At 45.0% G+C, this 12,941-nt stretch carries 11 protein-coding genes; 4 read left to right on the top strand and 7 right to left on the bottom strand.

Annotated features, from left to right (window positions below; genetic code table 11):
* Positions 1 to 12: 12 nt before the first annotated feature.
* A complete protein-coding gene (locus ACED25_RS16785) occupies positions 13 to 474 on the top strand; it encodes an isoprenylcysteine carboxylmethyltransferase family protein (protein ID WP_012603712.1) in 462 nt (153 codons plus the stop codon).
* Between the two features lie 138 nt (positions 475 to 612).
* Here the strand turns inward: ACED25_RS16785 and ACED25_RS16780 are convergent, their stop codons facing one another.
* The 7 genes from ACED25_RS16780 to hutC all read right to left on the bottom strand — a co-directional run bounded on the left by ACED25_RS16780 (position 613) and on the right by hutC (position 9,128).
* Positions 613 to 1,338, bottom strand: a complete 726-nt coding sequence (locus ACED25_RS16780) for a DUF3581 domain-containing protein (protein ID WP_010438254.1) — start codon at positions 1,336 to 1,338, stop codon at positions 613 to 615.
* Between the two features lie 167 nt (positions 1,339 to 1,505).
* Complete coding sequence (locus ACED25_RS16775) at positions 1,506 to 2,573, bottom strand: histidine ammonia-lyase (protein ID WP_371695726.1); 1,068 nt, start codon at positions 2,571 to 2,573, stop codon at positions 1,506 to 1,508.
* Positions 2,574 to 2,697: 124 nt separating this feature from the next.
* A complete protein-coding gene (gene hutH / locus ACED25_RS16770; RefSeq protein WP_086049202.1) occupies positions 2,698 to 4,230 on the bottom strand; it encodes a histidine ammonia-lyase in 1,533 nt (510 codons plus the stop codon).
* A 14-nt stretch (positions 4,231 to 4,244) separates the two neighbouring features.
* A complete protein-coding gene (gene hutU / locus ACED25_RS16765; RefSeq protein WP_371695725.1) occupies positions 4,245 to 5,939 on the bottom strand; it encodes a urocanate hydratase in 1,695 nt (564 codons plus the stop codon).
* 60 nt (positions 5,940 to 5,999) lie between these two features.
* Positions 6,000 to 7,064, bottom strand: a complete 1,065-nt coding sequence (gene hutG, locus ACED25_RS16760; RefSeq protein WP_371695724.1) for a formimidoylglutamase — start codon at positions 7,062 to 7,064, stop codon at positions 6,000 to 6,002.
* Positions 7,051 to 8,301, bottom strand: coding sequence for an imidazolonepropionase (gene hutI, locus ACED25_RS16755; RefSeq protein ID WP_371695723.1), 1,251 nt, complete (start codon positions 8,299 to 8,301; stop codon positions 7,051 to 7,053). The genes hutG and hutI overlap by 14 nt, the downstream gene beginning before the upstream one ends.
* Positions 8,302 to 8,414: 113 nt before the next feature.
* Entirely contained in the window at positions 8,415 to 9,128 is a 714-nt protein-coding gene (gene hutC, locus ACED25_RS16750; RefSeq protein WP_371695722.1) for a histidine utilization repressor, read from the bottom strand.
* A 181-nt stretch (positions 9,129 to 9,309) separates the two neighbouring features.
* Here hutC and ACED25_RS16745 point away from each other — a divergent pair, with 181 nt between their 5' ends.
* The 3 genes from ACED25_RS16745 to infC all read left to right on the top strand — a co-directional run bounded on the left by ACED25_RS16745 (position 9,310) and on the right by infC (position 12,920).
* Positions 9,310 to 10,053 carry a sporulation protein gene (locus tag ACED25_RS16745; RefSeq protein ID WP_371695721.1) on the top strand — a complete coding sequence of 248 codons (744 nt, stop codon included), beginning with the start codon at positions 9,310 to 9,312 and terminating at the stop codon, positions 10,051 to 10,053.
* Between the two features lie 384 nt (positions 10,054 to 10,437).
* Entirely contained in the window at positions 10,438 to 12,366 is a 1,929-nt protein-coding gene (thrS, locus tag ACED25_RS16740) for a threonine--tRNA ligase (protein ID WP_029223062.1), read from the top strand.
* Positions 12,367 to 12,368: 2 nt separating this feature from the next.
* Positions 12,369 to 12,920, top strand: a complete 552-nt coding sequence (gene infC / locus ACED25_RS16735; protein ID WP_077680304.1) for a translation initiation factor IF-3 — start codon at positions 12,369 to 12,371, stop codon at positions 12,918 to 12,920.
* Positions 12,921 to 12,941 lie beyond the last annotated feature (21 nt).

Below are 12,941 nucleotides of genomic sequence, written 5' to 3'. Positions count from 1 at the left end.
ATAAGGAAAAGTATGAAATTTCTAGAATTAAAAGTACCACCCGTTGCACTGTTCATTATTGTATTCGTAGCATCATACTTCTGCGCTCAGCAGTTGAGCCAAGGAACATTGGCACTGCCTTATCGAATGGTTGTGCTCGGTATCGGGATTGTCTTGAGTGGTGTTATTGGAATATCAGGCATATGGGAGTTTCGCAAACAGAAAACCACCGTTAATCCGATCAAAGTCGACACCGCTTCTGCAGTTGTGGACAGTGGAATCTTTGGCTACACGCGAAACCCAATGTATCTAGGGCTATTTATCCTACTGTTTTGTTTTGGCTACTTCTTCCAAAACCTGTTCAGTGTCTTACTCAGTTTTGTATTCGTAATCTACATGAATCAGTTCCAAATTAAGCCAGAAGAACGCGCTCTAGAGCAATTATTCGGTGCGGAATATGTTGATTACAAACAAAAGGTTAGGCGCTGGATTTAGTTCTGACTTGAATACAGGCTTGAGTGACTTGATGTCATTAGTCATCGAAATGAAAAAGCCCAGCTTGTGATACCAAGCTGGGCTTTATTGATCTTGTTTTTAGCTGTTTACATCAAGTGATGTAAATAAGAGTGCTGATTAAGCGGCAGCTGCGAACTGAGCTAGAAACATCTCTTTACGTTCGTTGAAGCGGTTTACTAGGTCGTCAACAGAAGCTTGGTCGTATGGCTTAAGGCCACTTGCTACCATGCGTTTCACGCCTTTACCGACTACTTCACCGTCTTCTTTGAAATCAAAGTTCAGTGTCACGATGCCACGCTTGCCTTCAACATCAAAAGTCGCACCTGAGAATTCAACTTCTGGGTGAGATAGGTCTAGACGAGTAAATTCAACTTCCATGCTCTCGTAAATCACAAGAGGACGTTGGCAGTTGATCATCATTTGCTGTTCTTCCATAAGAGGAACCATGATGTGTGGGAAGTTCATGCCTGAGAACTTAACGTAGTTTGTTACTACGTGTTCGATGAATGCTTGATCGTGGCTCTTTTCACCTTCACAAGACATGTGTAGGTACTCTTTGCCTTTCTCGTCAACCAGTGAGCTTTCTTTCTCACACTTGTTGTCAACGCTTAGCGCAATACCGTTACCCACCATACCTGAAAAATCAAAACGCATTTTTTGGCTGATGCCTTCTTTTTGCAGAAGTACTGCAAACAAAAGATCGCCAGGCACGCAGAAGCGCTTGTTGTCTTCATCGTGAATTGGGTTGAAGTCAGCGGCTACTTTTTTTGCAAAGTGGCTAGCTTGTTCACGAGTGAATTGAAATTGATTGTCTTCAGTAGAAAAGTAAGGTGTCAGAAACATAGTATCGCTATTAGTCATCAAATCTGGCGGGGATTATAGCTAACTAACTTGGTTTTAATGGTCTATCCAGTTTACGAGGGCCGAAAAGGAGGGAGATTGATGAGAAGGCGGGCTGGTGAGAAAAAATAATAAAGGTCTAGAAAATCTAGACCTTTATTTATATAAGCTTATTTTTTATTAGGGAAGAACCACTTATCTAAATAATCACTCATTGGTGTAAAAGCAAGGTTCGCATAGTTAAATGGGTAATTAGCTGTTGTTGTTTCACCACTTGCGATTTTACCGACCGCAGTAAAGCCTTTTGGCTGGTTTGCGTCTTTCAGCTCATTCGGGAACTTACCGTTAGCAGGGTTCACTTTGTATTCGTAAACCAATCCTAAAAATGCGCCTGGGTTGAGGTTCTTTTTGACAGTATGGACTGAGTCTAATTTACCATTCGAAATGTCATCACCATCGTCATTAATACTTGTACCATTACTTGAGAGACATTTGCTTGGAGTACCATCAATACGATCTGCACCTAACTGCCCGTTGCCGTAGTTACATTCATCGTATTTTAGATAACCTAAAGCTTGTGTACCTGTTCCTATTTTCTTATTGATGAGAGTTTTGAAACCATCGTAGCTTTTGGCCAATTCAGCACCAACGGCTGTATTGTTGTCACCATCAACATAGTAATCGAAAACTTGCAGCAGCTTTTGGTATGTCGTGGTGCTTTTTGTTTCATCTACGCCTGACAGGTCAGTATAAATAAGCTCTAAACCATTGATGTTAGGGGTGCTCGCATACATATTTTGTGCAAGTGCAAGCACGAATTTACCATGAGCTGTAGAAGGATCTGGTTCTCCTTCTGTTATGCCTATGAGTATCTTTTTCTGGCTAAACTGTTTTCTCACGTCGTCATGAGCCCATTTAAGCAAATTTTCGACTTGAGTTTTAACTGCGTCTTGTTGTGTTTGAGTAATGTTTGGACCAATCGGCAGAATGTAAATACCTTTTTCAAAAGCGCAGTTTGGCACTTCAGCAGCAGTTGAACAGTTTTTAATGCTGGTATAGGTCGCGACTTTCGTTAGTGTAGGAGTCGTAGGAGTCGTAGGAGTCGTAGGAGTCGTAGGAGTCGTAGGAGTCGTTGGTTTTGCGGGTGCTTTATTGCTTGAGTCAGATCCACAGCCGGCTAAGAATAAGGTGCTGATAAGGGCTGTTGTAAGCAGGATTGGGGATTTTTTTGTTATCATTGGTAATGAACTTTCCGACAGTGAGTGATGATTTTTCGGATAGTATCACTCCTATCAATAAGTGTATTCATTTTTTATGGACAAGTGGGCTGTAACGAGAGTACAGCCCAGTATACGGAAAGTATTAAAAACTTGACAGCGTACCTTCTGGCATTAAGTGGTTATGAACGGATAACTTGAGTAACAGGTTAGCTTGCTCAATATCTGGAGCAAAATATCTGTCTTTGTCGTAGAAGCTCACTTTCTCACGCAAAATCTGCTTCGCTTCTTCCACACGAGGAGAAGATAGATTCGGAGCGCGGAAGTCTAGCCCTTGTGCTGCTGCTAAATATTCTACTGCCAATATCCCACGGGTATTTTCAGCCATGTATCTAAGCCTACGAGCGGCAAAGGTAGCCATTGATACGTGGTCTTCTTGGTTTGCAGAAGTAGGTAGGCTGTCTATTGACGCAGGATGAGCCAATGTTTTGTTCTCACTAGCGAGTGCTGCAGACGTTACTTGAGCAATCATAAAGCCTGAGTTCACGCCGCCGTTATCGACTAAGAAAGGCGGTAGTTTGCTTAGCGCGCTATCAATCAGCAGTGCCATTCTTCGTTCAGAAAGGCTGCCAATTTCTGCAATGGCCAATGCAAGGTTATCTGCTGCCATTGCGACAGGTTCTGCGTGGAAGTTACCGCCCGAAATGATGTCGCCATCGTCAGCGAAAACTAGCGGGTTGTCGGATACGGCATTTGCTTCAATGTTTAAGGTTTCTGCTGAATTACGAATCTGCTGTAAACATGCCCCCATCACTTGAGGCTGACAACGCAGTGAGTAAGGGTCTTGAACCTTTTCACAACAAGTGTGTGATTCACCAATCTCACTCTTTTGATCAAGCATATGACGGTAAGCAAGTGCTGCATCCATTTGGCCACGGTGACCACGAACGCGATGAATACGCGGATCAAATGGACGACGGCTGCCCAGCGCTGCTTCAACAGACATTGCACCACACACGGTTGCAGACGCAAACAAGTCTTCAGCTGCGAACAGACCTTCTAATGCAAATGCTGTCGATGCTTGTGTGCCGTTTAACAGCGCTAAGCCTTCTTTTGGCGCAAGTGTGATTGGTTCCAAGCCAGCGATCTGCATTGCTTCTAAGCCAGTGATGATCTTTCCGTTGTGACGTGCTTGGCCTTCACCTAGCAGTACCGTACTCATGTGGGCGAGGGGAGCAAGATCTCCTGAAGCACCCACAGATCCTTTTTGTGGAACACATGGGTAAACCTGTGCGTTCACAAGATCGATAAGGGCATTAATCACTTTGAGGCGGATACCCGAGTAGCCACGAGACAAGCTGTTAATTTTTAGCACCATCATCAAGCGCACAGTTTCATCAGACATGAATTTACCAATGCCCGCAGCGTGAGAAAGCACGATACTTTTTTGTAGTACTTCTAAATCTTCAGGGGCGATTTTGGTATTTGCTAACAAGCCAAAACCCGTATTGATGCCATACACGGTACGATCTTCCGCAATCACTTGTTCGACAACGTGCATGCTCGCTTCAATATCAGGAATAGCTGCGGGATCAAGTGATAAGTTCACAGGGCTACGGCTAATCTTACGCAGTTCAGGTAGGCCAAGAAGTCCTGGTTTAAGTAATAAATTCAACATGTTTTCTCCAGACATTAAAGGCGACGAAGTTCTTCGTTTAGCATAGGCAAATCAAGCTTCTGTTCTTTAGCACACTGCTTGGCAATATCGTAACCTGCATCAGCATGACGCATTACGCCTGTTGCTGGGTCGTTGTGAAGTACACGAGCAATGCGCTGTGAAGCATCTTCACTGCCGTCACAACAAATCACCATTCCTGAGTGTTGTGAGAAGCCCATGCCAACGCCACCACCATGGTGCAGAGAAACCCATGTTGCGCCACCTGCAGTATTTAGAAGGGCGTTCAATAGAGGCCAATCTGATACGGCATCTGATCCATCCATCATGCCTTCTGTTTCGCGGTTCGGGCTTGCTACTGAGCCTGAATCTAGGTGGTCTCGACCGATAACAACGGGTGCTTTCAGTTCTCCATTTTTAACCATTTCATTGAATGCTTGACCTAAGCGTTCGCGATCTTTCAAACCGACCCAACAAATACGAGCTGGTAAGCCTTGGAACTGAATGCGTTCACGCGCCATATCTAGCCAGTTGTGTAGATGTGGGTTATCTGGAATCAGTTCTTTTACTTTTTGGTCTGTTTTGTAGATGTCTTCTGGGTCACCAGAAAGGGCAGCCCAACGGAACGGACCGACGCCTTCACAGAATAAAGGTCGTATATATGCGGGAACGAAACCTGGAAAATCAAATGCGTTTTCCACACCTTCTTCCAGTGCCATTTGGCGAATGTTATTGCCGTAATCTACGGTTGCAGCACCACGGTATTGCAGGTCTAGCATAGCTTGAACTTGAATCGCCATGGACTGCTTAGCGGCTTTCACTACTTTCGCTTCATCAATGGTTCGTTCTTGCGTTGCTTTCTCCATCGTCCAACCTTGTGGCAAGTAGCCGTTCAGTGGATCGTGGGCAGAGGTTTGGTCGGTGACTACGTCAGGCGTGATATTGCGTTCAACAAGCTCTGGGAATACGTCTGCTGCGTTACCAAGCAAGCCAACAGAGATTGGCGTGTCTGATGCTTTAATCATGGCCATCGCTTCATCGATGCTGGTGGCTTTTTTGTCTACATAGCCAGTACGCAAGCGGTAGTCGATTCGTGATTCATCACATTCAACCGCGATCATTGAAAAGCCAGCCATTGTAGCTGCGAGAGGTTGAGCACCGCCCATACCGCCAAGACCACCCGTTAGAACCCACTTGCCGTTTGCTTCTCCTTGAAAGTGCTTCTTCGCGATAGCGACAAACGTTTCATAAGTGCCTTGAACGATGCCTTGTGAGCCAATGTAAATCCAGCTACCTGCTGTCATTTGGCCGTACATCATCAAGCCTTCTTTATCAAGCTCGTTGAAGTGCTCCCAGTTCGCCCAGTGTGGAACAAGGTTCGAGTTAGCGATCAGTACGCGAGGCGCGTTTTTATGAGTCGGGAACACGCCCACAGGTTTACCTGATTGAACAAGCAACGTTTGGTCGTCTTCTAAACGCTCTAATACTTCAACAATCTTGTCATAACATTTCCAATCACGTGCCGCGCGACCGATACCGCCATACACAACCAGTGCATGTGGATGTTCTGCCACATCAGGGTCTAGGTTGTTCATCAGCATACGCAGTGGTGCTTCTGTTAACCAAGATTTAGCGCGCAAAGTGGTGCCATGAGGTGCGCGAATTTCGCGTGTCGTGTCGAGACGAGGGTCACTGTTGTGGTGTTCCGTCATTTTGGAATTCCTTCTATTTCACGTTATATCGTTGTAGTTGTAGTTATCGGTATAGCTGGATTAGTCGCTGGCCATTGCACTGGCTATATCCCAACACAAACGTGCCGCCAATCGAGCCGTTTGGCCATCGATGTCGTAGTCTGGGTTGTATTCCGCAATGTCCGCGATAATGAGTTTTTCGCTGTGTTGGAAAATCTGTTCTAGAAAAGGAGCGAGTGCTTCATAGCTCACGCCTCTTGCCGCTGGTGCACTTACACCCGGCGCAGTCGCTGCTGGGAATACATCTAGATCAATGGTGAGATAGAGGTAATCACATTCAGCGATGAATTTTTGCAACTTAACCAGTTGAGCGACTTGGTTCACTTGGGTCATGTTGCGGTCATGTTCATACCACACGCCCAGTTGGTCAGCTTTGTTAAACAGCGCTTTGGTATTACTGGCTGCGCTAACGCCAAGACAAGCGTAATGAAACGGCCATTGATGCTTGTGGCAGTAATCGCTGATTTGATTAAAAGGCGTACCTGAACTGGGTTTAACATCAGCGATGTCGCTTTCAAATTCACGAAGATCAAAGTGAGCATCAAAGTTAACGATGCCGATCTTAGGTTTGTGTATTGGCTGATCTTTATCAATACGTTCAGTTTTATGAAGGCGTTCTGCTTTATGTAAATGTTCCGCAAGACCTTGGAACGACGCCCAAGCCACTTCGTGACCACCGCCGAGGGTAATCACTTTGTTAGTTGATAGAGCATTGGCAATCACAGAAGCACACTGGTTTTGGCTGACTTCCAATTGACCATCATTGCACTCGATATCACCAAGGTCCGCAATGTGAGCGTCACTGTGCCAAGCCATATTAGCTAACGCTTGACGAATTAGGTTAGGTGCTTGTCTTGCGCCCACTCGTCCTTTATTTCTTGCAACACCTGCATCGCTGGCAAAGCCAACTAAGGCGATAGCGCCGTCAGTAAGCTCGTTACTTAAGTCACTATGTTGCACTTGCTTGGTAATGTGATGTACGCGTGTGCCGAGTGCGCCATCTTCAAGATCATTGCGTCCCGTCCACACGAAGTTATGTACGGTTTCTGAGTTCTTTTGAATGCCGTTGGAATTAGATTGAGTCATGACACACCTCGCCATTAACAATGCGTTTATGCAGATGAGGAACACCAACTTGATAGCTCAGATCTGCTGGGTGCTCGAGATTCCAGATAGCCAAATCAGCGGCATAACCCACTTCGACTTTACCTTTGGTTTGTGACTCACCAATGGCAGCTGCAGCGTTACAAGTTACACCGCGTAGCGCCTCTTCAGGCGTCGTACCAAACAGGGTGCAGCTCATGTTCATCATCAGCGTTAAATCAGCAAAGGGTGAAGTACCGGGATTTAAGTCGGTCGCGATCGCCATTGGAATCTTGTGTTCACGAAGTAGGGCAACGGGCGGCTGTTGAGTCTCTTTCAAGAAATAGAAAGCTCCGGGTAGCAAGGTGGCTACTGTCCCTGATTCCGCCAGTGCTTTTACTCCGGTTTCATCAAGGTACTCAACATGGTCAACAGAGAGTGCGCCGTATTTTGCTGCAAGCGCACTGCCACCCATATTAGAAAGTTGTTCAGTGTGGCCTTTAATCGCGAGCCCATATTCTTTGGCTGTTGCAAAGACACGTTCGGTTTGTTCTAGGTTGAAGCCGATAGATTCGCAAAACACGTCAACAGCATCGGCGAGCCCTTGCTCTGCAGCTTTAGGAATGATCTCTTGGCAAACCAGATCAATATAACGATCGGGCTGCTCTTTATATTCGGGCGGCACAGCGTGTGCTGCAAGGAGAGTAGTGGTGATCTTAATTCGGCGATGATTTTCTAACGCTTTCGCTGCACGTAACATCTTGAGCTCATCTTCAAGTGTTAAACCATAGCCCGATTTTATTTCGATGCTGGTGACGCCACTTCTTAGCAGGCCGTCTAATCTAGGCAGCGCCATCTCAACCAATTCGGCTTCTTGTGCTGCTCGCGTCGCAGTGACTGTTGCTAAAATACCACCGCCTTGCTTGGCTATGTCGGTGTAAGACACATCATTCAAACGCTGCTCAAATTCATTGGCACGATTACCTGCAAATATAAGGTGAGTGTGGCAATCAATTAACCCAGGTGTTACTAGCTTGTTTTTGCAATCATAGGTGATGTAATCCGCAGAGCTATCTGTGCTCAGTTGTTCTAATTCAGAAGCAAGTGCCTCGTGGTTTGAACAAGAGATGGACACGATCTTACCGTTTTCGATAACGATATTTTGAGGAGAAGAGGGCTGATAGCCATCGGCTCCCGAACTCATGGAGACCACTCGTGCGTTTTTGAGGATCAAATTCATAATCACCTAGATCTTTGCTAAATATTAAATGTATATACAAATAAATAGGCTAAACTCTGACCCGAATCAAGTTGATGTTGCAAAAATGTGATCGGCGATCAGGATGATATTCTTTAATCTAGAAGTATCTTGGAGCTTAATTTGTACTTAGAACCAGGATGGTAGAGCAATGCAAAGCTGATGAGACGTTCTTTGCTCCATGTTCTTCTATTCAAAAGTAGGCAAGGCTCTGATTCAGAAAGTTTTAGTGACGTTCTAATTTGAGAGTCAGGAATAATGGCTTCAACCGTATGCTCGATAGCACTCAACGGGCAGCTTTTTGAAAGGTATTCATTGGGGGTAGAGGTTGAAAAGTCTTGCTCTAGGTATTTTGGAGCGGCTTGAGAGTTCACCCAGCGCGCTTCCAATTGAATCGGTGCGTTGTCGGCAAAGTGTATGATTTCACTATAGAACACTTCTGCGTTAATCATCACACCTAACCGTGTAGCCGTGCTTTCATCAGCCTTGATACTATCGTGCTTGATAACTTGGCTAGTATACGTTTGGCCTCGGTCTTTGATCTCTTGCGCGATGTTGTTGATATCAAGCAACGGAGATTGCGCTTTTTCGTCTGGTTCACAAACAAAAGTCCCCAGTCTTGGTTTCCTGATGAGCTTGCCTTCAGACACCAAATCTCGAATCGCTTTATTGACCGTCATTCGACTCACATTGAACTGCTCGGTAAGTTCGAGTTCTGTGGTTATCTGGTAACCCACTGGCCAGTAACCACTGTTGATCTTGTCATCTATGAACTGTTTTATCTGAAGGTAGAGCGGCGCTTTCGACATAATGAAACCTTATTTGACTATACAAATAGAGTAACGGAATTTTTCACGATTTCAACATTTCCTCGGGCAATGTGACCTTATTCAACATAGATGGGGCAAATTGCTTGATTCTGTGAGGCAAGTGTCGCAAATTGTCACGCAATAACTATTCGTAAATCAGATAATTAGAAAGGGAAATAATATGTTTAAGAAATTAAAGGCCTCGTTGGGCATCGGTGCAGCAAAGGTTGATACTGTCTTAGATAATATTGAAGTTTTCCAAGGTGGAGAGTTGTCTGGCAATGTTCACATTGTTGGTGGCGACGTTGAGCAACAAATCGACTTGATTAACTTGGTTCTCAACACAGAAGTAAAAGTAGAAACGGAAGACAGTACCAGCTACGAAACCTTTTCACTGGGTCGTATTCAAGCGGTAGAGCCTTTCGTTATCCAACCGGGCGAAACCAAACTGGTTCCATTCCGTCTTAAGTTAAATGATGAAACGCCAGTCACTGCGTTGAATGCACAAATGAACCAATGCCATGTGTGGGTTGAAACCAACCTAGATATCGGCTTCGCGATTGATCCTAAAGACCGCGACTTTATCTCTGTTTATCCATTGCCAACGGTTGCTAAAATTATCCAAGGTGTCGAAGCTTCGGGCATGGCAATGGTGAAAGCTGATGTAGAGAAGGGCTTCTTAAAAGGTAACAGCTTTGCTTCACGTTCGGGATGCTACCAAGAGATTGAATTTCGTAGCGGCGGTTTCATGAACAACAAAGAGATCGAGCTGTCATTCATCGTTGAAGGCTCAATGGTTCACTGCTTAGCAGAAATCGACCGTTCAATGAGCTTCCGTGGCGATCAATACATCTCATTCAGCTTGCCTGCTAACGCTGCCGATTCAGACATCCGCAACGCTGTATCAAGAATCATGAGTGCGTAGTTGCCTTTCTGTGAGTAGTCGCTTTTTCTATTAATAGAGACAAGATAGTACGATTTCTATAGCCGAACTTAAACGTTCGGCTTTTTTGTTTGTAAATTAAGACAAAGAATCAATCATTGAACGTTAGCTTAGGGTGTTAGAAGGCGCTATATAGAAGAGACATTTAAGTTATGTAGTTTTTGTGGCGCTGTGGGACTAACATTGTCATTTCATATAATTTCGTTACAATGTTCGGCTACTCACAAATGGGGCATCTGTATTTGCTTCTATGTGGGTATCTTTATTATGCATATATCTCCGATCAACATACTTGTTGGTTGAAAAACATATATTAAACATTTTCATGTGTTGCTTGGTGTGCAACACCACTGTAAAGGACAAATAATGCCAATTATTACTCTTCCTGACGGTAGTCAGCGTCAATTTGACAACCCTGTATCAACTCTAGATGTTGCCCTATCAATCGGTCCTGGTCTTGCGAAAGCAACGATTGCTGGTCGTGTAGACGGCGAGCGTGTTGATGCTTGTGATCTTATCGAAAACGATGCAAGCCTAGAAATCATCACTGCTAAAGATGAAGTTGATGGCCTTGAGATTGTTCGTCACTCTTGTGCTCACCTTTTAGGCCACGCGATTAAGCAGCTTTTTCCAGAAGCGAAAATGGCAATCGGTCCTACCATCGATAACGGTTTCTACTACGATATCGACCTTGAGCACTCTCTAACGCAAGAAGATCTAGAAAAGATTGAAAAGCGTATGAAAGAGCTAGCGAAGACCAAGTATCAGGTTGTTAAGAAGAAAGTTAGCTGGCAGGAAGCGCGTGACGCATTCGAAGCTCGCGGCGAGACTTACAAAATCGAAATCTTGGATGAGAACGTTTCTAAAGACGATCGTCCAGGCCTGTACCATCATGAAGAATACATCGATATGTGTCGTGGTCCACACGTTCCACATATGGGCTTCTGCCAACACTTCACGCTACTTAACGTAGCGGGTGCTTACTGGCGTGGTAACAGTGACAACAAGATGCTTCAACGTATCTACGGTACTGCATTCCACGACAAGAAAGCGCTTAAGGCTCACCTAGTGCGCCTAGAAGAAGCGGCTAAGCGTGATCACCGTAAAATCGGTAAGCACTTAGATCTATTCCACATGCAGCAAGAAGCACCAGGCATGGTGTTCTGGCATCACAACGGTTGGACTATCTTCCGTGAGCTAGAAGTATTTATTCGTCAGAAGCTGACTGAGTACGATTACCAAGAAGTTAAAGGCCCATTAATGATGGACCGTGTTCTTTGGGAACGTTCTGGTCACTGGGATAAGTACGCTGAAGCGATGTTCACGACTTCTTCAGAGAACCGTGAATACGCGATCAAGCCAATGAACTGTCCTGGTCACGTTCAAATCTTTAACCAAGGTTTGAAATCTTACCGTGATCTACCGCTACGTATGGCTGAGTTTGGCTCATGTCACCGTAACGAGCCGTCTGGCGCACTTCACGGCATTATGCGTGTTCGTGGCTTCACTCAAGATGATGCTCACGTATTCTGTACTGAAGACCAAGTTCAGCAAGAAGTTAAAGCTTGTATTGAAATGGTTTACGATACTTACACAACTTTCGGTTTCGAAAACATTGTTGTTAAGCTATCTACTCGTCCAGAACAGCGTGTAGGTTCAGACGAAATGTGGGACCGTGCAGAGGCCGATCTTAAGCAAGCGCTTGAGGCGATGGAGATTGCATACGAGATTCAAGAAGGCGAGGGTGCGTTCTACGGACCTAAGATTGAATTTACTTTGCATGATTGTTTGGACCGCGCATGGCAATGTGGTACAGTGCAGCTCGATTTTGCATTACCAGAACGTTTAGGTGCAACTTACGTAGGTGAAGATAACGAGCGTCACACGCCAGTTATGATTCACCGCGCGATTTTAGGTTCACTAGAACGCTTCATCGGTATTCTTATTGAAGAATACGCTGGCTTCTTCCCAACGTGGTTGGCGCCAGAACAAGCAATTGTTATGGGCATTACAGACAAACAGTCTGAATATGTACAAGAAATTGCGAAAAAACTGCAAAAAAGTGGATTTAGAGTCAAAGCAGACTTGAGAAATGAGAAGATTGGCTTTAAAATCCGCGAACATACTTTGAAACGTGTACCGTTCATGCTTGTGTGTGGTGACCAAGAAATGGAAGCCGGCGAAATTGCAGTACGTACACGCAAAGGTAAGGACCTTGGTAAATTTAAAGTGGATGACTTTATTTCATACATCCAAGCCGAGGTTTCAAGCCGTAAGCTCAATCTGGAGGAATAGCTATTAAAGGCGGAAGACGTGGCCAACAACCGGCCAAACAAAACCAGCACCGTTTAAACGGTGACATTCGTGGCGTTCGTGAAGTGCGTCTAACTGGCGCAGACGGCGAAGCTGTTGGTGTAGTAACAATCGCTGAAGCGATGGAAGCTGCAAATGAAGCTGGTATGGATCTTGTAGAGATCAGCCCTAACGCCGAGCCGCCAGTTTGTCGTGTGATGGACTACGGTAAGTTCCTCTTCGAGAAGAGCAAAGCTGCGAAAGAGCAGAAGAAAAAGCAAAAGCAGGTTCAGATCAAGGAAATTAAATTCCGACCTGGAACTGATATTGGAGACTATCAGGTAAAACTACGCAACCTGACTGGTTTCCTTGAAGACGGCAACAAAGTGAAGGTAACAATTCGCTTCCGTGGCCGCGAAATGGCTCACCAAGAAATCGGTGTTGACGTTCTTAATCGTTTGAAAGTAGATACTGAAGAATTTGCAGTTGTCGAATCTTTCCCAACGAGAATTGAAGGTCGCCAGATGATCATGGTGTTGGCCCCTAAAAAGAAGTAATTAACGGCTTTGCAAGTAATT

Origin of the sequence: Vibrio sp. 1F263, assembly GCF_041439035.1 — a bacterium.
Classification (GTDB): Bacteria; Pseudomonadota; Gammaproteobacteria; order Enterobacterales; family Vibrionaceae; genus Vibrio; species Vibrio tasmaniensis_A.
Note: the sequence above shows the minus strand (reverse complement) of the source record. Positions and strands in the feature narration are given on the sequence as shown.

Excerpts from the sequence above, each read along its gene's own strand:
- ACED25_RS16785 (WP_012603712.1), top strand. The coding sequence starts at position 13 with ATGAAATTTCTAGAATTAAAAGTACCACCCGTTGCACTGTTCATTATT.
- hutI (WP_371695723.1), bottom strand. The coding sequence starts at position 8,301 with ATGAATTTGATCCTCAAAAACGCACGAGTGGTCTCCATGAGTTCGGGA.
- thrS (WP_029223062.1), top strand. The coding sequence starts at position 10,438 with ATGCCAATTATTACTCTTCCTGACGGTAGTCAGCGTCAATTTGACAAC.
- ACED25_RS16780 (WP_010438254.1), bottom strand. The coding sequence starts at position 1,338 with ATGTTTCTGACACCTTACTTTTCTACTGAAGACAATCAATTTCAATTC.
- ACED25_RS16745 (WP_371695721.1), top strand. The coding sequence starts at position 9,310 with ATGTTTAAGAAATTAAAGGCCTCGTTGGGCATCGGTGCAGCAAAGGTT.
- ACED25_RS16775 (WP_371695726.1), bottom strand. The coding sequence starts at position 2,573 with ATGATAACAAAAAAATCCCCAATCCTGCTTACAACAGCCCTTATCAGC.
- hutU (WP_371695725.1), bottom strand. The coding sequence starts at position 5,939 with ATGACGGAACACCACAACAGTGACCCTCGTCTCGACACGACACGCGAA.
- hutH (WP_086049202.1), bottom strand. The coding sequence starts at position 4,230 with ATGTTGAATTTATTACTTAAACCAGGACTTCTTGGCCTACCTGAACTG.
- hutC (WP_371695722.1), bottom strand. The coding sequence starts at position 9,128 with ATGTCGAAAGCGCCGCTCTACCTTCAGATAAAACAGTTCATAGATGAC.
- hutG (WP_371695724.1), bottom strand. The coding sequence starts at position 7,064 with ATGACTCAATCTAATTCCAACGGCATTCAAAAGAACTCAGAAACCGTA.